This is a genomic window from Carnobacterium iners (assembly GCF_900177385.1).
In the GTDB taxonomy this organism is placed as follows: domain Bacteria; phylum Bacillota; class Bacilli; order Lactobacillales; family Carnobacteriaceae; genus Carnobacterium_A; species Carnobacterium_A iners.
Genome location: NZ_FXBJ01000002.1, coordinates 639,382 through 658,616, shown reverse-complemented (window position 1 = coordinate 658,616; position 19,235 = coordinate 639,382). Strand labels below are relative to the sequence as shown.

At 35.4% G+C, this 19,235-nt stretch carries 16 protein-coding genes, 1 rRNA gene and 1 other annotated feature; of the genes, 2 read left to right on the top strand and 15 right to left on the bottom strand.

Annotated elements, in window-relative coordinates:
* The 14 genes from B9Y54_RS03365 to rsmG form a co-directional block, all read right to left on the bottom strand.
* Positions 1 to 1,558: ribosomal RNA gene (locus B9Y54_RS03365) — 16S ribosomal RNA — on the bottom strand.
* Between the two features lie 504 nt (positions 1,559 to 2,062).
* Positions 2,063 to 2,599, bottom strand: coding sequence for a peptide-methionine (S)-S-oxide reductase MsrA (gene msrA, locus B9Y54_RS03360; RefSeq protein ID WP_085558962.1), 537 nt, complete (start codon positions 2,597 to 2,599; stop codon positions 2,063 to 2,065).
* A 127-nt stretch (positions 2,600 to 2,726) separates the two neighbouring features.
* Entirely contained in the window at positions 2,727 to 3,665 is a 939-nt protein-coding gene (locus B9Y54_RS03355) for an NADP-dependent oxidoreductase (RefSeq protein ID WP_085558961.1), read from the bottom strand.
* A gap of 191 nt (positions 3,666 to 3,856) precedes the next feature.
* Complete coding sequence (gene serS, locus B9Y54_RS03350; protein ID WP_085558960.1) at positions 3,857 to 5,134, bottom strand: serine--tRNA ligase; 1,278 nt, start codon at positions 5,132 to 5,134, stop codon at positions 3,857 to 3,859.
* Between the two features lie 74 nt (positions 5,135 to 5,208).
* Positions 5,209 to 5,445: a binding site (T-box leader), on the bottom strand.
* Between the two features lie 143 nt (positions 5,446 to 5,588).
* The gene (locus B9Y54_RS03345; protein WP_085558959.1) at positions 5,589 to 6,908 is read right to left on the bottom strand and encodes a serine hydrolase; all 1,320 of its coding nucleotides are present in this window, start codon (positions 6,906 to 6,908) and stop codon (positions 5,589 to 5,591) included.
* Positions 6,909 to 6,999: 91 nt separating this feature from the next.
* A complete protein-coding gene (locus B9Y54_RS03340) occupies positions 7,000 to 8,205 on the bottom strand; it encodes a sensor histidine kinase (RefSeq protein WP_085558958.1) in 1,206 nt (401 codons plus the stop codon).
* 37 nt (positions 8,206 to 8,242) lie between these two features.
* The gene (locus B9Y54_RS03335) at positions 8,243 to 8,935 is read right to left on the bottom strand and encodes a response regulator transcription factor (RefSeq protein WP_085558957.1); all 693 of its coding nucleotides are present in this window, start codon (positions 8,933 to 8,935) and stop codon (positions 8,243 to 8,245) included.
* A 153-nt stretch (positions 8,936 to 9,088) separates the two neighbouring features.
* On the bottom strand, positions 9,089 to 10,570 hold the full coding sequence (gene guaB / locus B9Y54_RS03330; protein WP_085558956.1) for an IMP dehydrogenase: 1,482 nt from the start codon (positions 10,568 to 10,570) through the stop codon (positions 9,089 to 9,091).
* Between the two features lie 229 nt (positions 10,571 to 10,799).
* Entirely contained in the window at positions 10,800 to 11,483 is a 684-nt protein-coding gene (locus B9Y54_RS03325; protein ID WP_234987800.1) for a DUF1129 domain-containing protein, read from the bottom strand.
* Positions 11,484 to 11,544: 61 nt separating this feature from the next.
* Positions 11,545 to 12,645, bottom strand: coding sequence for a redox-regulated ATPase YchF (gene ychF, locus B9Y54_RS03320; protein ID WP_085558955.1), 1,101 nt, complete (start codon positions 12,643 to 12,645; stop codon positions 11,545 to 11,547).
* A gap of 43 nt (positions 12,646 to 12,688) precedes the next feature.
* Entirely contained in the window at positions 12,689 to 12,877 is a 189-nt protein-coding gene (locus B9Y54_RS03315; RefSeq protein ID WP_085558954.1) for a DUF951 domain-containing protein, read from the bottom strand.
* Between the two features lie 26 nt (positions 12,878 to 12,903).
* Positions 12,904 to 13,794, bottom strand: coding sequence for a ParB/RepB/Spo0J family partition protein (locus B9Y54_RS03310; protein ID WP_085558953.1), 891 nt, complete (start codon positions 13,792 to 13,794; stop codon positions 12,904 to 12,906).
* The gene (locus B9Y54_RS03305; protein WP_085558952.1) at positions 13,787 to 14,548 is read right to left on the bottom strand and encodes a ParA family protein; all 762 of its coding nucleotides are present in this window, start codon (positions 14,546 to 14,548) and stop codon (positions 13,787 to 13,789) included. Before B9Y54_RS03305 ends, B9Y54_RS03310 begins: the two co-directional genes overlap by 8 nt.
* 132 nt (positions 14,549 to 14,680) lie before the next feature.
* Positions 14,681 to 15,397 carry a 16S rRNA (guanine(527)-N(7))-methyltransferase RsmG gene (rsmG, locus tag B9Y54_RS03300; RefSeq protein WP_085558951.1) on the bottom strand — a complete coding sequence of 239 codons (717 nt, stop codon included), beginning with the start codon at positions 15,395 to 15,397 and terminating at the stop codon, positions 14,681 to 14,683.
* An 836-nt stretch (positions 15,398 to 16,233) separates the two neighbouring features.
* Here rsmG and B9Y54_RS03295 point away from each other — a divergent pair.
* Positions 16,234 to 18,027, top strand: coding sequence for a DAK2 domain-containing protein (locus B9Y54_RS03295; protein WP_159446043.1), 1,794 nt, complete (start codon positions 16,234 to 16,236; stop codon positions 18,025 to 18,027).
* 119 nt (positions 18,028 to 18,146) lie between these two features.
* Positions 18,147 to 18,548, top strand: coding sequence for a DUF2177 family protein (locus B9Y54_RS03290; RefSeq protein ID WP_200805346.1), 402 nt, complete (start codon positions 18,147 to 18,149; stop codon positions 18,546 to 18,548).
* A gap of 12 nt (positions 18,549 to 18,560) precedes the next feature.
* On the opposite strand, the gene B9Y54_RS03285 is transcribed toward B9Y54_RS03290, so the two are convergent.
* The gene (locus B9Y54_RS03285) at positions 18,561 to 19,232 is read right to left on the bottom strand and encodes a DUF3159 domain-containing protein (RefSeq protein ID WP_085558948.1); all 672 of its coding nucleotides are present in this window, start codon (positions 19,230 to 19,232) and stop codon (positions 18,561 to 18,563) included.
* Positions 19,233 to 19,235 lie beyond the last annotated feature (3 nt).

Sequence of the window (19,235 nt, the reverse complement as noted above, 5' to 3'; positions counted from 1 at the left end):
AAAGGAGGTGATCCAGCCGCACCTTCCGATACGGCTACCTTGTTACGACTTCACCCCAATTATCTATCCCACCTTAGGCGGCTGGCTCCCAAAAGGGTTACCTCACCGACTTCGGGTGTTACAAACTCTCGTGGTGTGACGGGCGGTGTGTACAAGACCCGGGAACGTATTCACCGCGGCGTTCTGATCCGCGATTACTAGCGATTCCGGCTTCATGCAGGCGAGTTGCAGCCTGCAATCCGAACTGAGAATGGCTTTAAGAGATTAGCTTGACCTCGCGATCTTGCGACTCGTTGTACCATCCATTGTAGCACGTGTGTAGCCCAGGTCATAAGGGGCATGATGATTTGACGTCATCCCCACCTTCCTCCGGTTTATCACCGGCAGTCTCACTAGAGTGCCCAACTGAATGCTGGCAACTAATAATAGGGGTTGCGCTCGTTGCGGGACTTAACCCAACATCTCACGACACGAGCTGACGACAACCATGCACCACCTGTCACTTTGTCCCCGAAGGGAAAGCTCTATCTCTAGAGTGGTCAAAGGATGTCAAGACCTGGTAAGGTTCTTCGCGTTGCTTCGAATTAAACCACATGCTCCACCGCTTGTGCGGGTCCCCGTCAATTCCTTTGAGTTTCAGCCTTGCGGCCGTACTCCCCAGGCGGAGTGCTTAATGCGTTAGCTGCAGCACTGAGGGGCGGAAACCCCCCAACACTTAGCACTCATCGTTTACGGCGTGGACTACCAGGGTATCTAATCCTGTTTGCTCCCCACGCTTTCGAGCCTCAGCGTCAGTTACAGACCAGAGAGTCGCCTTCGCCACTGGTGTTCCTCCATATATCTACGCATTTCACCGCTACACATGGAATTCCACTCTCCTCTTCTGCACTCAAGTTCTCCAGTTTCCAATGACCTTCCCCAGTTGAGCTGGGGTCTTTCACATCAGACTTAAAGAACCGCCTGCGCTCGCTTTACGCCCAATAAATCCGGACAACGCTTGCCATCTACGTATTACCGCGGCTGCTGGCACGTAGTTAGCCATGGCTTTCTGGTTAGATACCGTCAGGGGATGAGCAGTTACTCTCATCCTTGTTCTTCTCTAACAACAGAGTTTTACGATCCGAAAACCTTCTTCACTCACGCGGCATTGCTCCGTCAGACTTTCGTCCATTGCGGAAGATTCCCTACTGCTGCCTCCCGTAGGAGTCTGGGCCGTGTCTCAGTCCCAGTGTGGCCGATCACCCTCTCAGGTCGGCTACGTATCATTGCCTTGGTGAGCCATTACCTCACCAACTAGCTAATACGCCGCGGGTCCATCCATAAGCGGTAGCCGAAGCCACCTTTCATCTGTCTGCCATGCGGCAATCAGAATTATGCGGTATTAGCATCCGTTTCCGAATGTTATCCCCCACTTATGGGCAGGTTACCCACGTGTTACTCACCCGTCCGCCACTCCTCTACTATCGAGTGCAAGCACTCAATAGTAGAAGCGTTCGACTTGCATGTATTAGGCATGCCGCCAGCGTTCGTCCTGAGCCAGGATCAAACTCTCATAAAAGTTGAAGCAACCCGTTAGGATTGTTTCGCTTTTTAACGATGCTTGAAGCTCATTAAAATGACTTGCTAGCGAAATTTCTTTCACTTTGTTTCTTTTGGTTCGACCCTTGGCCGAACCGCCGTTCACAGTTTATTGTTCTACTTTGTTCAGTTTTCAAAGGTCTAATTTGCTTGCGTTGTCGTTTTGACAACTTCTAAATATTACCAGATGATGACTAATTTGTCAACAAATTTTCAATATTCATTTTTTTATTTTCGTTTCGTTGCTGCGTTGTATCGCTGCGACATCTATTAATATAACAGCTATGCATAGCTCCGTCAATGCTTTTCAGAAAATAAAACTATGTTCTTAAAAAAAGACAAACATTCATGCTAAAAAGATTAAAATTTGTTATTTAATCGTTCTCAAAACTTATCTTTTTCTTTTTTTTATTCAGTAATGTTCGTTTAAAAAAAAGAAACCACCGTTTATAAAACGTTGGTTTCTTGTTCAACAATTATTTCATTATTTATCTTTCCATTTCTTTTCAATAAAGCGAATTCTTCCTGATCCCTTACTATATCCGGAATAGTGCGCAGGATTTTTTTTATAAAAATCTTGATGATAAGTTTCAGCAGGATAAAAAGATTCTGCTGGTTCAATACTTGTCACAATCATTTTCTTAAATCTTCCGCTATTTTGTAAAGCTAATTTAGAAGATTCTGCTACTTGTCTTTGTTCTTCATTATCATAAAAAATTACAGGACGATAAGATGAACCTTTATCTGCAAACTGACCGCTCGCATCGGTTGGATCTGTTTGTCGCCAATAAATTTCCACTAAGTCTTCATAACTCATTAATTCTGGATCAAATGTGATTTGAACTGCCTCGGTGTGTCCAGTTTTATCGCTACAAACTTCTTCATAGGTAGGATTAACAGTATGTCCACCAGTATACCCCGAAACAACAGCTTTTATACCTGGCTGTGTATCAAATGGTTTAACCATGCACCAAAAACATCCTCCGGCGAATATTGCCTTTTGAAATTTTTCTTCATTCATCTTTATTTCTCCCTCCATTATAATAATAGATAGATTATATCATGACTGTTTAACAGAAGAAATTAATTTATTCTTCTATAGTTAGATGTCAAGAAAAAGCCACTTTTTTAAAATTATTCATTCAAAATCAATCAGCAACAATAACAATTTTTCCGAGGGCATGGTGTGTTTCACTTAATTCATGCGCATCATAAATTCCTTTTTGAGTAAGTGGAAATTGAGCACCAATAATTGATTTAACTTTTCCTGCTGACATCAAATTTGCAATTTCTGCTAACTCTTGACCGTTAGGATCTAACCATATGCTTTCAAATTCTACGTCATATTGTTTTCTAACTTCTTCATCCGCAAGTCCTACAATAGAAATCATTCGGCCCGTTGCTGGTTTCAGAACTTTAAAGCTTTCATTTTGTATTTCTCCACCCATAGTATCCAAAACTAAGTCTACTCCATCTAGAATATCTACAAATTTTTCTGTTTTATAATCAATGACTTGGTCTGCACCTAATTCAACTAATAGGTCGTGATTTTTCTCACTAGCTGTTGTGATTACTTTAGCACCAATATTTTTCGCCAACTGAATAGCATACGTTCCTACTCCGCCTGCACCAGCATGAATTAAAACTGTTTCGCCTTTTTTTAACTTACCGTGATCAAATAGGGCTTGCCAAGCAGTTAAACCAGCTAATGGAACAGCTGCTGCTTCTTCAAAACTAATATTAGCTGGGATTTCAGCAAGCAGATGTTGATCAACTACTGTAAACTCAGCATACGTGCCAAAGCGAGTTGTATCTGGACGAGCAAAGACTTTGTCTCCTACTTTCCACTCTGTTACTTCTTTTCCAACCTCACTAATAATACCTGCAACATCCCATCCAAGAATAATAGGGAATGGCCAGTCCATCATTTGTTGTAGGTAACCTTCACGTAATTTCCAATCAATCGGATTGATAGAGGTTGCTTTAACTTCTACTACTACTTGTTTTTCATTTGCTTTAGGATTTTCTATTTGTGTCTCTTTTAATTGTTCTTTACCACCATAATTTTCAATTACTATTGCTTTCATTATTTTTCCTCCGATATCACTTTAATACTTATTTTTTGTTAGCTAATATTGTATTTATATTAAATCATTCTTCTTTTAATTACCAGTCATTTGACTTGTACTACTTTAAAACGATAAAAAAACGTATCTTACATACTAGATTAAAAAAATCCAGTATGTAAGATACGTAGTTATAAAAATTGGGAGTCATTTTATTTTTTAATTTCTGTTACTCCACCCATGTAAGGGACTAAAGCTTCTGGTATTTTAACAGTTCCATCTGCTTCTTGGTAGTTTTCTAAAATAGCAGCGAATGTTCTACCCACAGCTAATCCTGAACCATTTAATGTATGCACGTAAGATAATTTTTCTGTAGCCTCATCGCGGTAACGGATTTTTGCACGTCTAGCCTGGAAAGCTTCTGTATTTGAACAAGAGCTAATTTCACGATAAACGTCTTGAGCAGGAATCCATACTTCTAAATCATACGTTTTGGCTGCAGAAAAACCCATGTCCCCTGTACACAATGCTAAAACACGATAAGGTAAATCTAATTTCTGCAATACTACCTCAGCGTTGTTAGTCATTTTCTCTAGTTCATCGTATGAGCTTTCCGGCTTACTAAACTTGACCATTTCAACTTTATTAAATTGGTGTAATCGAATTAAACCACGTGTATCTCTTCCAGCACTCCCTGCTTCAGATCTAAATGAGGGACTTAGTGCCGTAAAGTAAGCAGGTAATTGTTCTTCTTTTAAAATCTCATTTCGGTAGTAATTTGTTAATGGCACTTCTGCTGTCGGTATCAAAGTCAAATCTCTATCTTGAATCTGAAAAACATCTTCTTTAAATTTAGGAAACTGACCCGTTCCATACATAGACTCACCGTTGACTAAAATAGGTGTGATCATCTCTGTATAACCGTGTTCTACGGTATGCAAATCTAACATAAAGTTATAGATTGCACGTTCTAATCTAGCACCGAGTCCTTTATAAAAAACAAAACGACTACCCGCAACTTTTGCACCTCTTTCAAAATCAACGATATCTAATGATTCTGCAATTTCCCAGTGGGATTTCACTTCAAAATCAAATGCTTTTGGTATCCCCCATTTTCTTACCTCTAAATTATCTGCTTCATCATTGCCAATTGGAACAGATTTATGTGGTAAATTAGGTAATCCTGATGCGATATCTTCCATTTGATAATCGATTGTTTGAAGTTGTTCGTCCTTTAGTTTAATTTCATCTCCAAGTTCACGCATTTCTTTAATTTTATTATCTGCATCCTCTTTGTTACGCTTTAAAGAAGCAATTGCTCCTGAAACTTCGTTACGATATTTTTTTAAGTTCTCAGTCTCAACCAAAAGTGTTCTTCTTTTTTCATCTAATGCCATAAATGTATCTAGAACTTCTCGTTTGACACCACGATTTACTAATTTATTAGCTGTGTCCTCATAATCATTGCGTAATTTTTTTATATCTAACATCTGAACCTCTCCTTTTTTTATACTATTTTTATCTTTTTTATGCAAACAAAAAAACCACTCCACCCTGAATAACACACAGGGACGAAATGGCCTAAACTAATCGCGGTACCACCCATATTCAGAAGTCTTTAATTCACTTCTACACTTCACATCAGATAACAGTCTGGAGCTGAAACAATTTAGTCAATTTTAGTTTGATTTCATTGTTTACTTCATACGACGGATTCAAATAAATAAACCATCAGTTCACACCGACCACTGACTCTCTAGTTGTATTTATTTACTTTACTATCTCGTATTACTAACGTTCATTTTTATTTAATTATATGACTCTAGTTTACCTAAACTTTGTTACTAAGTCAACGAAAACAAGTGCTGTTCTTTTGATATCTGACTGTCTTAAAAAAAGAGCAAATCCCTATAATAAGGAATTCACTCTTTAATTAATTTTCAATTAGAATAGGTCAGAAACAAATACTTTGATCCAGCGTCCAGCTAATACAAAGACATTAGCTTTTTCGACCTTTTGAGCAGCAATGACGTCTACTTTAGCACCTTTTCCCCCATCTATATATCCTAAATCATCATTTTTCAATAAAATTTCTGCGGTTCCTATTTTAGCGTCTTTTTTAATAGGCGCTTCTACTTTACCAGCATCATTCATCAAATTTTTCTTAGCTGTAAATAGAACATCTTTATCTTTTAAATCTGTATTAACACGAGTTAATAATGAAACGTCTGACGCTACAGCTACTTTCAAGCTATCTGTTTTACCTTTTTCTACTTCTAGCGGTTTAACACTATCTAAGTTATCATTTTTCTTATAAACTTGAACTTTTTCCCAATTTGAAAAAGCCCAATCCATCATTTTATCCGTTTCTTTAAAACGTTTTTGCAAATCTTCTTGTCCATCTGTTGCATTCATAATTACCGTAATAATACGCATCCCGTTTTCTTCTGCTGTTCCTGTGAATGTTGCTCCAGCAAAATCAGTCGTACCGGTCTTTAGTCCATCAACGTTTGCACGCTCAGATACTAGGCCTTTTAACATCCAATTCCAGTTATCCATATCAATAGCGTCCGATGTTCCTTCTTTAAAAGTCATTTTAGGGATAGACGTTGTTTCTAATACTTCCGGATAAGAATTTAATAAGTTTTGTCCCACAATTGCGATAGAGCGAGCTGACATAGCATTTTCACTCTTTTCATCGCTACCTGGATATATATTCCCCATTAAATCTGAGTTAGATAAGCCTGTACTATTATAAAGTTCGTAATCTTTAATTCCCCAAGATTCCACCTTTTCTCGCATCATATCAACAAACTCAGATTCGCTTCCAGCGATTGTTTCTGCCATCGCTATAGTAGCAGCATTAGCAGAATAAATAGCCATTGCTTGATACAACTCTCTAAACGTATATGTTTCATCTTGTCTCATCGGAACATTTGATAGTGAATTATTTTGACTTAATTGTTGAGCATAATCGCTAATGGGTACAACTTGATCCCATTTGATAGTCCCTTTCTCAACTGCTTCAAAAATAAGATACTCTGAAATCATTTTAGTCATTGAAGCAATTCCTAATTTTTTATCTCCATTTTGGTTCATCAAAATTTTACCCGTACTTGGCTCAAGAATAAAAGCTGCTTCGGCTTCTATTTTAGGTGTTACTTCAGCCGCAGATACACTTGCTGTTAAGCTATCAACTGGAAGAAAAGTTCCTATCAGTAATGTAATAGTCATTAGTAGTCCAAATTTCATTGTTTTTTTCATTTAATTAAATTCTCCTCAATAAGTTTTACGATTTAAATGGGATTCCCACTCACCTTTCCTATGTTAGCGAAATCCTATAAAAAAAACAACCTTATTTTTCATCATTCATTAGTTCACACTTGTTTTTAAATCTATTTTTTGAATTTGATTCACGTGAAACAATTTTTTCATTATTTTGTGCTGGATGTAAAGGGAAATGAACTATAAACTGAGTTAACTTTTCATCAGATTTCGCATAGATGTAACCACCATGTAACTCTACAATACTTTGTGCAATCGCTAACCCTAGTCCTGTTCCGCCCGTTTCTTGTGATCGAGACTCTTCTACGCGGTAAAAACGCTCAAATAATTGGTTCAATGATTGAGGTGGTATCGGATTGCCGTCATTATTAACAGAAATGATGACTTCGCTTTCTATTTTTTCAACCTCAATTGAAATTTGTAACCCATCATCGCCATAGTTTAAAGCATTTGAAACTAAATTATTAAATACTCGCACAACTTTTTCGGTATCAGCTTCCATCATGATAACATCTTGTTTAGAAGTTACTTCGATTTGCATATTTTTCTTTTTAGATTCGAATTCAAAGTCAGCTGCTAATTGTTCCAACAACTGCACCATATCAAATTCACTTAGTGTTAAAGGCGTTGTTGTTTGACGAACTCGTGTATATTCGAATAAATCTTCAACCAAAATTTTCATTTGCTGGGCCTTATTATAGGCTGTTTGTGTATATTTCAGTAATTCTTCTTGATCTTTGTAACTACCTTGTTCAATCAAACCTAAATATCCGATAATAGATGTTAATGGTGTCCGGATATCATGGCTGACATTCGTAATAAGTTCATCTTTTGATTGCTCTATTCTACGTTCCTCTTCCATTGCTTGAACAGTGCTATCTACCAACACGTGTATACTCTCTACGACTTTTTTCATATCGCTACTAAAATCTGTCGCGATCCTATGTTCATAATGGCCCTCTGCAATATAATGTAACTCGCTGATAATATGATGAAGTTGCATTTGGCGATACCTTCTTTTTAAACGCCAGTGAATGGCGATTGTTGCGATAACAAATAAAATCAACCCAAAAAATGGCGTAATCGAAACCGCTTGATTGCTATGAACACTAATAATGGCATCACCAAATATCCAAAGCGAACGAATAATACCTGGAAAAGCCAACACCATTCGACTTAGAATAATGAAGGCAGCATAATACAACAAACCAATCAATCCTAACGTAACTAGTCCTTCGAGAATTAACTGACTTTTTTCTTTTCTAGAAATTTTCAAACTCTTTTTTCAGCTCCTCTGGTTTCAATCTTTTCATTTAGCGATTTTCAATTTTATAACCTACGCCCCAAACTGTTTGAATGACTTTTTCTCCACCGGTTGCTTCTTCTATTTTGTCGCGTAAATGACTAACATGGACCATAACAGTTTTAGCAGAAATCAAGCTTTCTTGTTGCCAGACTCTTTCGAAAATTTCGTCTGCACTAAAAACACGATTTGGATGGCTAGCTAACAAATATAAAATACCGAATTCTAATGCAGTTAACTGAATCGATTGATTTGTTAGTGTCCAAACCTCATGTGATTCTTTACTAATAATCAAAGGTCCTATTTCTAGTTGATCTATACCTCGTTCTTGACTAGATGAATAGGTACTTCTTCTTAGAAGTGATTTGATTCGAGCCATTACTTCTAGGGGATTAAATGGTTTTGCTACATAATCATCTGCTCCAGAAATCAAGCCTTTAATTTTATCAATATCCGTTGTTTTAGCACTAAGCATCAAAATAGGCAGTTGCGAACTTTCTCGAATCGTTTTGACCACTTCAATACCATCAATTGTTGGCATCATAACATCTAAAACCATTAGGTCGATATCTTTCTGATTAACTAATTTAGCTAATGCATCTTTTCCATTGTAAGCATTTTCTACTTCGTAACCTTCATTTTTAATGTAAATACTTAACAGTTCAACAATCTCTTTATCATCATCGACTACTAAAATTTTCATACTTCCACCTCATTTTAGCCATATTTTTATCTAGCATACCAGAAATTACTAAAGTTTTTATTAAAAAAACTAAGTTAACTCAACCGTTTAAAGAAACAGTGGCTAACTTAGTTTGATTAAATCTACTATTTCAAAAGAACCTGCCTATTCCTATTACTGAATAGAATAGTTTGGTGCTTCTTTTGTAATTTGGATATCATGTGGATGCGACTCTCTCAAACCAGCACCACTCATTTGAATAAATTGTGCGTCCTCACGAAGTTGTTCCAAGTTAGCTGCCCCGACATATCCCATTCCAGCTCTTAAACCACCTAGCATTTGAAAGATAATATCTGAGACGCCACCTTTATAAGCAACACGACCTTCAATACCTTCTGGAACCATTTTATTGGCTTCATTCACGCCACTTTGGAAATAACGGTCACTTGAACCATGCTCCATTGCTGCCAAACTACCCATTCCACGATAGGTTTTAAAACGACGACCTTGGAATATTTCAAATTCTCCAGGAGACTCGTCTGTTCCTGCTAACATACTTCCTAACATAACTGCATGTCCACCGGCTGCTAGAGCCTTAACGATATCACCAGAATATTTAATCCCACCATCAGCGATAATTGTCCGTCCGTATTCACGCGCTACTGCTGCTGCATCATAAATAGCAGTTAGTTGAGGCACACCTACTCCTGCAACAACACGTGTTGTACAAATTGACCCAGGGCCGATTCCTACTTTAACAACATCAACCCCAACATCATATAAGGCTTTAGTTGCTTCTCCTGTCGCTACATTACCGGCAATCAATGTAATATCTGGGAAGGTTTCGCGGATTTCTTTAATTTTACGTATTACTCCAGCACTGTGTCCATGTGCAGTATCGACAATAATAGCATCTACACCTGCATCAATCAACGCCTGTGCACGTTCAAATGTATCTGTTGTCACACCAACAGCTGCCGCGACTAATAAACGACCATGACTATCTTTAGCTGCATTAGGAAATTCAAGAATTTTTTCAATATCTTTAATAGTAATCAATCCACTTAGACGACCAGTTTTATCAACAATTGGCAATTTTTCAATTTTATGCTGTTGTAGAATTTTCTCTGCTTCTTTTAAAGAAGTCCCTTTAGGAGCGACAACTAAATGATCTTTTGTCATAACATCCTCAATTGGTTTAGTATAATCCGTAACAAAGCGTAAATCACGATTGGTTAATATTCCTACTAAAATACGATCTTCCATATTATCAACAATTGGAACACCGCTAATTCGGTAACGGCCCATTAGTTTTTCAGCATCAGAAAGTAAATGAGTTGGAGTTAAGAAGAAAGGGTCAATAATAACACCACTTTCAGAACGTTTTACTTTTCTAACTTCACCAGCCTGTTCTTCTGAGCTCATATTTTTATGGATAACACCTAATCCACCTTGACGAGCCATTGCAATAGCCATATTTGAATCAGTAACGGTATCCATACTTGCACTCATAATTGGAACATTTAGTTTAATATTTTTAGCTAGTTGAATACTCAAGTCTACTTCATGTGGCAGAACATGACTTTCTGCTGGAACCAATAAAACATCATCAAACGTGAAGCCTTTTTTTACGAATTTCGTTTCCCAATTTGACATCTAGTTAAACACTCCTTTTTTTATTTTCCACTTGCAATTTGGTTGAGATTTTACTTACAAAAATAACAGAGATACTGCTGTCCGTCAAGACTAGTTTTTAAATGTAAGTTAATCAAGAAAAGTTATCTCGATCCAGTTTTGATAAATCTGAGAGTTATAAGATAAAACTATTACAAAAAAAGCTTTTAAACTCATCAAATTAAAAGAGTTTAAAAGCTTTATATCTATGTTAGAATAAGCCACCACGAATATTTAATTTACGTTTAAAGTACATCTTCGCTGCAAAGGCTGTTACCCCAATAGCAATATTAACACCTGCTGACATTAAAATATTGATAGAGCTTGGAAGAAGAGCCATTGAGGCTGTCATAATAAACATCCAACCCAACATTCCTGATGTTGATACTAGTATATAGCGCAAGGTATTGCCTTTTTTACCTTTATTTTTATTTGGTAAATTTTTAGAAATTAGCAAAATAACAAATCCACCAATAATAAAGTTCAAGATCATCGTTATGATACCCATCTCGGATCCTTGTCCGCTGCCAATGAAAGCAGATATACCAGTAATTAAAGCAAACATAGCTCCCATTAATAATCCGCCGTCTAACATAATTTTCCAATCTTCAGAACGACCTGTATCATTATCTTTTGGCGAAGCTAACAAATCATTTGTACGCTCGGTTACTGTTCCATAAATCTGACGTGCTGTTTGGCCCGATTTTTGTCCATTGATTAAGTTTTTTAACATCTCATTATAAATAATAACACGTTTTTCTTCAGAGATATTGCCTGCAATTAAAGCTTTATCCAAACTCATCATGTATTGCTCGTTTCTTTTAGTCAACTGTCCAAATAATTCTTTGTTTTCTTCTTGTGCAGTTATTTGTTCATTTGTATTTTCTACTACCAATTGAAAAGCCTCCTTATTAAATCTTACAAATTAATGACAGGTCGAGCTGATAACTCTCTTATTATACGTTAAAGCGGAATAACATGACATCTCCATCTTGAACAATGTACTCTTTCCCTTCTGATCTAACGCGTCCAGCTTCTTTAGCAACTTGCATGTTTTCGTATTTATTCAAGTCATCAAATGAAACAGTTTCTGCACGAATAAAACCTCTTTCAAAATCTGAATGGATAACTCCAGCTGCTTGAGGAGCTTTCATTCCTTTTTTAAACGTCCATGCTCTTACTTCTTGGACTCCAGCTGTAAAATAAGTTGCTAATCCTAATAATGAATATGTTGAACGGATTAATTTATCTAAGCCAGATTCTGCAATCCCTAGGTCTTCTAAGAACATTTCTTTTTCATCATCTTCTAATTCAGCAATTTCTTCTTCAATTTGAGCACATACAACGACTACTTCAGATTTTTCATTTTCAGCAAAATCACGAACTAATTTTACGTACTCATTATTTTCTGCATTTGCTACCTCATCTTCAGCAACGTTAGCAACATATAAAACAGGCTTCGTTGTTAACAAGAATAGTTGTTGAACGTATTTTTCTTCTTCCTCACTAAAATCAATCGTACGAGCAGATTCGCCTTTTTCTAATGTTGAAATGATATTTTCCAATATAGCTGCTTCTATTAAAGCATCTTTATCTTTTGTTCTAGCAATTTTAGCTACTCGAGTATACCGTTTTTCAACCGATTCAAGATCTGCTAAAATTAATTCAAGGTTAATCGTTTCAATATCTGATAAAGGATCAACTTTACCTGTTACATGGATAATATTATCATTATCAAAACAACGGACAACATGACAAATAGCATCAACTTGACGAATATTAGCCAAAAACTTATTCCCTAAGCCTTCTCCTTTACTTGCTCCTTTTACGATACCTGCGATATCTGTAAATTCAAATGTTGTTGGGACTGTTTTTTTAGGAACAACTAGTTCTGTTAAACGGTCTAAACGATAGTCAGGTACTTCAACTACTCCGACGTTAGGATCGATTGTAGCAAATGGATAGTTTGCTGCTTCTACTCCTGCTTTTGTTATCGCGTTGAAAAGAGTTGACTTTCCTACGTTTGGTAATCCGACAATTCCTGCTGTTAATGCCATTCTTAATTCACTCTTCCTTTTAATAATTTAGTTTAATACAGTGTTATTTTTTCTCAGCTTGCTCTAATACTTTTTTCATTTTCTTTTCAAATTCTCTTCTTGGCATCATAACCATATGTCCACAATTCAAGCATTTGATACGAATATCCATACCCATTCTAATAATTTCCCAGCGGTTTTCTCCACATGGATGTGCTTTTTTCATTTCAACCACATCATTTAAATCATACATTTCGTCACACTCCTGTTTCAATTTACCTACTCATCGTCAAATTGAATATCCAGAACATCTAAAATACGCGTTAAATCTTCAGTCGAAAGATACTCAATTTCAATTTTACCTTTTTGATCTTTTTCATGAATAATGACAGATGTACCAAACTTATCCATTAGTCTTTCTTCACTTTCACGGATGTAGTAAGGCTTTTTAGTTGTTTTTTCTATTTTCTCGACTTCTTCTTTTGGATGATTCATTTTATTAACTAATTGCTCTAGTTGGCGAACCGTTAAATTTTCTTTCATAACTTTTTTAGCTAATTTAACGATTTGTTTTTTATCTTTTAATCCTAGTAATGTTCGTGCTTGACCCATTGAAATATCAGTAGCTTGAAGCATTTGTTTTACTATTTCTGGTAGACCTAACAATCTCAAATAGTTTGCAATATATGGACGACTTTTGCCTAAACGAGCTGCTACTTCTTCTTGTGTTAATTTTAATTTTTTCATTAACATATCATAAGCTTCTGCTTCTTCAAGGGAGGTTAAGTCTTCTCTTTGTAAGTTTTCTAAAACAGCTACTTCCATCATCTTTTCTTCATCAAATTCGCGAATAATTGCCGGTATTGTCGTTTTGCCTGCTAACTTAGAGGCTCTAAAGCGTCGTTCGCCAGCGATAATTTCATATCCTTTAATCGTTGATTCGCGTAAAATTATCGGTTGAAAGACACCCGATTGTTCGATTGAACGAGCTAATTCGTTGAGTGCTTCTTCATCAAATGTTTTACGAGGTTGATAAGGATTGGGTCGAATGTCTTCTAGTTTAATTTCTTGAACCTGTTCACTTGAAATATCAATTTTGTCCAACTCAGAATATTCACTAAAAAGAGCATCAATTCCTCTACCCAGACCTTTACTATTTTTATTAACCATTCGCTAACACTTCCTTCGCTAACTCCAAATAAACTTCTGCTCCTTTTGAGCGCGGATCATAATCAATAATAGATAACCCGTGACTTGGGGCCTCAGATAAACGAATATTACGAGGGATAATCGTTTTATATACCTTCTCACGAAAATACTTTTTAACTTCATCGACTACTTCATAGCCTAGATTCGTTCTTGCATCTAACATTGTTAATAAAACGCCCTCTATTTTTAAATCAGGATTAAAATGCTTTTGTACTAAACGAACGGTATTTAATAGCTGACTTAGTCCTTCAAGAGCATAATATTCACATTGGACAGGGATTAGAATTGTATCACTTGCTGTAAATGCATTAATCGTTAAGTGACCCAATGAAGGTGGACAGTCAATTAGAATAAAATCATAGTTATCTGTAACCTGAACTAATGCTTGTTTTAATCTAGTTTCACGTGCCATCTGATTTGTCAGTTCAATCTCTGCACCAGCTAATTGAATGGTTGCGGGTACAACCCATAAATTCTCTCTAGAAGAAGGCAAAACGACTTCTTCTAGAGACGTTTCATTCACCAAAATATCATAGATATCTTTTTCTACATCAACTTTACGAACACCTAATCCACTCGTTGCGTTTCCTTGAGCATCAATATCGACCAATAAGACTTTTTTACCAGAATAAGCTAAAGAAGCGCCTAGATTGACTGTTGTAGTGGTTTTACCCACACCGCCTTTTTGATTTGCGACTGCTATAATTCGTGCCATTCTTTTCCCTCCATCTATAATCTTAACTGTCTTTTACTTTAAATAAATAAAAAGAGAAAGAATACAAATACGTATCTTTCTCTTACGCATTTGTTCAAAATGATCTATCATTTTTCGCTCTTTATTCACTTTTTATAACGGACTTCTATTAGGTGTTCCTGGTTTTCTAGGATATTTTTTTGGTGTTTCCTTTTTCTTATCGATTAATAAAACATGTCTTTCCCCTGCTTCTTTAGGCAGGTCAAAAATAAACTCTTTTTGAAACTTACCGCCAAGTATCGCAATAGCTTTTTTACTATCTTTCATCTCGTCATCACTGCTACTTGCTTTTAAAGCAATAAAGAGACCGCCTTTTTTTACTAGTGGCAAGCACAACTCCGCTAAGACACTCATGCGTGCAACTGCACGAGCCGTTACAAAATCAAATGATTCACGAAATTGTTTGTTTTGACCAAAATCCTCAGCACGATTGTGATAAAAATAAACATCTTCTAGTTGTAACGTCTCTGCTAAAATAGTTAAAAATTGAATTCTTTTATTTAAAGAATCCACAATTGTCACTTTTAATTTTGGAAAAATAATTTTTAGGGGGATGCTCGGAAACCCAGCACCAGCACCTACGTCACATAAGCTTTGGACCCCTTTATTAAAATCCACATATAATCCAGCTGTTATTGAGTCATAAAAATGTTTTAGATAAACTTCTTCACTTTCAGTAATCGCTGTCAAATTAATTTTTTCATTCCATTCTTGCAATAAAAGCAAATAATTATCAAACTGTTTCATTTGTTTTTCGTTAACGTCAATCCCTTTATTATGAAGGGCTAGTTTAAACTCTTCTGGATTCATAAGACAACTCCTTTTATAGCGTGAAACACTAATTTGTTTCACAGGTTCATCTGTCTAACTGTATAACAAATTTGGTCTAAGTGCAATGCCTAATCCAACTTTTTTTATCCTTTTAGAGAATTAAAAAAATTGAAACCTTTAAAATAGTCTGTTTTTTTTAAATAACATTTCTTAGACACCTTAACAGCTATTGATTCGGCGACTTATTCGCAATCTAAGAAATATATTATTTTGATATTATATTAGGAAGAAACTTTTTTTATTAACTTTTTTTATTAACTAATTCGACTAAATGAACTTTATCAGGTAGAAAAAATAGGCTAATAAACGCACGTAAGTTTACTCTCGACTAAAAAGGTATTTACTCCATCCATTTTTAGCACTACAACCTACACTCTATTATATTTTACAACATAAAAAGATAAAAATAGTTAATTCAAATTTCAAATCAACTTTATCTAGAAATCATTTTTCAGGTTTCCAACACTCTTATATTTTACATCATTTCAAATAAGTCGCAAAAATGTACACAAGGCATTTAAAATACTATAATAAATGTAAGTAGGACCTTATTAAATAACGCTAATTTCGTAATTTCAATCTAAAGTAAATAGAAATTACAAAAATCCATCTATTACGTTGGTGGAACGCTTGCTCTTCTGTGTTATCTGATTAGAGAATACCAGTCTTTGTTGCTTGACATACTTATTAAAAAAAGCTAGTCTTAATCATATAATTCACAATTTTTATTGCCTATATCAATTGTCAAAATGATTGAAATGTACTTTTTGACAGTTAATTTTATTATAATTTTTTTATGGAAGGAAGATAAACGAATGGCTGATACCAACATAACCAGTGGAGATATGTATAATGCATTTTTACATGGGGCATATGAAGTAGTTTCAAATAGACAATTTTTAAACAAGATAAACGTATTTCCGATACAAGATGGCGATACGGGTACGAATCTTTCTTCATTAATGGAGACAATTATCAATGAGTCCGCTAAGGGAGAAACGGTTAAACAAACGTTAGAATCTTTTTCTGATGCTGCGATTCGTGGGGCTAGAGGAAATTCAGGTATTATTTTTGCCCAATATATCTACGGATTAAGCGTGGAGATATCTGATCAAGAATTTATAGATTACAATCAATATGCTTCAGCTAGTAAGAAAGCAGCTGAATATGCGTATGACGCAATTGAACAACCTGTAGAAGGCACTATCTTAACGGTTATGAGAGATTGGGGAGAAGCCTTAAGTCGACAAGATGGTTCAAGTAATACGATCACAGAACTCATGTCAGCAGCAATCATCGTATTGAATGATGCAGTAATAAAAACACAGTTTCAACTAAAAGAGTTAAGAAAAGCAAAAGTTGTAGATGCAGGAGCAAATGGCTTCGCTTTCTTTATTCACGGGATGCTAGAATACTTTAAAAAAGGAAACTCAATAGGCCCAGAATCTATTAATAAACTGCAAAAAGATAGTATCAGTGTTGAAGTTGAACACGATATGAATGCTGAAATTACTTACCGCTATTGTACAGAATGTTTATTAAGAGCAGACGAAATCGATACTAAAAGTATTAAGAAATCATTGAGCCATTTAGGTGATTCTCTGATTGTTGCTGCTAATAAAAACCAAGTAAGAGTCCATATCCATTCCAACGAACCTGAACGTGTTTTTGAAATACTTCGTCAAAATGGAAATGTAGGCTACCAGAAAGTAGACGATATGAAAAAACAGCAAGATACTATGTTGCGAAGAAAATCAGATATCGCTTTATTGACAGACAGTATAGCAGACGTCCCTCAAGAGTTTATTGATGCAGAACAAATTCATGTCATTAATTTAAGCATATTATTCGAGAATACTTCTTTTATCGATAAATTATCTATTACTCCTAAACAACTACTGGACTATTCCAAAGACAGTAGAGACTTACCAACAACATCACAGCCTGATGAAAAATCGATAGAAAATATTTTGCTCTATCTTTCTACACACTATAAATCATTGATTGTTATGACTGTTTCCAAAGAATTAAGCGGAACTTATAGTACGATTAAAAGAGTCGCTAAGAGAATGGAATCTGATGACTTTAAAATAGATGTTATCAATACTAAGCAGAATTCAGGAGCTCAAGGACTGTTAGTTGCTAAAGCCGCTGATTTAATTACAGAAGGTTACAAACAAAAGGAAATCGTCGATACAATAACTAGCGATATAGCGAGAAGTAAAATATTGGTTCGTGTAAAGACTTTAGATAACATGATAAAATCTGGTCGTTTAAGTACAACTACTGGAAAAATAGGAAAGAAAATTGGATTGAAACCTATTGTAACGTTAGATGAAGAAGGAAAAGGCGCATTAGATAGCGTTTCTTTTACAACTAAAGCTAGTCTCAATAAGTTAGTAAAACATGTTAAGAAAATAATGAAAGATCATACTATTGAATCCTATAGTATTGTCCACGTTAACAATTTAGAAGAAGCAAAAGAATTAGAGCTCTTATTTACAAATTTAATTGGCACAAAACCCAGATATATAACAGAAACTTCGTCAATTATAGCTGTTGGTGCTGGTGCTGGTGCGGTTGCATTATCTTATATATTAAAAAAATAGATTAATTAAACTCAATTGATTAGTATTTTGTTTATTCTTTTCCTTATAAGATAACTGCATAGGTATATTCATCTATCATTTTAAAAAAGGCGGTACGTAATAAAAGGAGGAAAATGAATATGTTAGAAATTTTAAAGCATTATTCAATAGCTTTCACTATTTTTTTAATTATTGATCTTATCTGGCTAGGATTGGTTGCTAAAAATTTATATAAACGAGAGTTAGGTTTTATTATGAGTGACAAACCTAATTGGGTTGCAGCTATTATTTTCTATTTAATCTTTATAGCTGGCTTGGTATTTTTCGTAATCAACCCAGCAATAGTAAGCAACAGTTGGACTTATGCTTTATTTGCAGGAATGTTTTTAGGATTTTTAACCTACGCTACCTATGACTTGACTAATTTAGCTACTTTAAAGAATTGGCCTCTTAAAATAACTATTATTGACTTAATTTGGGGAACAACCTTAGGTGGGTCTGTTTCTATCATCACATTTTTTATTGCTGGATTATTCAAATAGATGATTTCTAAATTAAAACCCTTTTTTCTGACCTTCCCATGGTGGGTTCTTCCCTTCTTGGAACTCTTCTATACCAGGTCCTCCCAATACTCTAAGTCTCCATCCTCCATAAATAAGCGTCAAAACCAATACGGTCAGTGTTGCCGGAAAACCCAGTAAAATACTTGCCCAACCTAATTCTGTTAAATTTCCTCTATTATATAAAAATAGTTGGAGAAGCATTCTTGCTAGAAATAAAATTGCCCATACGATGGTTACTTCTCTATAAGCTGGTTTAATATCTTTTCTTAAAAACCAATCAAAGCTCCAACCTCTTGATACATGACTCAAAATTGCTGCAAGAGGCTTTCCAACAAAAATACTTATAGTAGAGATTAAAAATAAAGCGCCGCTCCCTATTATCTTCGGTAAAAAATAATTTGCTGCATTATCTGCAATAAGAGCAAATCCAGAAGCAAGAGCTACTCCACCAATGCCTCCCAAAGCATAGAGAATATTCTCTTTTTTTAGAAGTCTTAACAAAGCAAAAAGAAAAGCAACCGATAAAGCAAGAATAATCCCTACATTAAGTCCAAAAAGATTATTTCCTATTACGTAGATTATTGGCGGAATGATTGTATCTATTGTTTTTCCCGACATAAATTGCTTAAGTTCTTCTACAGTTTCTTTAAGTATTTTCTTCATCTT

Coding starts and splice junctions, on each gene's coding strand:
- msrA (WP_085558962.1), bottom strand. CDS start 2,599: ATGAATGAAGAAAAATTTCAAAAGGCAATATTCGCCGGAGGATGTTTT.
- B9Y54_RS03355 (WP_085558961.1), bottom strand. CDS start 3,665: ATGAAAGCAATAGTAATTGAAAATTATGGTGGTAAAGAACAATTAAAA.
- serS (WP_085558960.1), bottom strand. CDS start 5,134: ATGTTAGATATAAAAAAATTACGCAATGATTATGAGGACACAGCTAAT.
- B9Y54_RS03345 (WP_085558959.1), bottom strand. CDS start 6,908: ATGAAAAAAACAATGAAATTTGGACTACTAATGACTATTACATTACTG.
- B9Y54_RS03335 (WP_085558957.1), bottom strand. CDS start 8,935: ATGAAAATTTTAGTAGTCGATGATGATAAAGAGATTGTTGAACTGTTA.
- guaB (WP_085558956.1), bottom strand. CDS start 10,570: ATGTCAAATTGGGAAACGAAATTCGTAAAAAAAGGCTTCACGTTTGAT.
- ychF (WP_085558955.1), bottom strand. CDS start 12,645: ATGGCATTAACAGCAGGAATTGTCGGATTACCAAACGTAGGAAAGTCA.
- B9Y54_RS03315 (WP_085558954.1), bottom strand. CDS start 12,877: ATGTATGATTTAAATGATGTGGTTGAAATGAAAAAAGCACATCCATGT.
- B9Y54_RS03310 (WP_085558953.1), bottom strand. CDS start 13,794: ATGGTTAATAAAAATAGTAAAGGTCTGGGTAGAGGAATTGATGCTCTT.
- B9Y54_RS03305 (WP_085558952.1), bottom strand. CDS start 14,548: ATGGCACGAATTATAGCAGTCGCAAATCAAAAAGGCGGTGTGGGTAAA.
- rsmG (WP_085558951.1), bottom strand. CDS start 15,397: ATGAATCCAGAAGAGTTTAAACTAGCCCTTCATAATAAAGGGATTGAC.
- B9Y54_RS03295 (WP_159446043.1), top strand. CDS start 16,234: ATGGCTGATACCAACATAACCAGTGGAGATATGTATAATGCATTTTTA.
- B9Y54_RS03290 (WP_200805346.1), top strand. CDS start 18,147: ATGTTAGAAATTTTAAAGCATTATTCAATAGCTTTCACTATTTTTTTA.
- B9Y54_RS03285 (WP_085558948.1), bottom strand. CDS start 19,232: ATGAAGAAAATACTTAAAGAAACTGTAGAAGAACTTAAGCAATTTATG.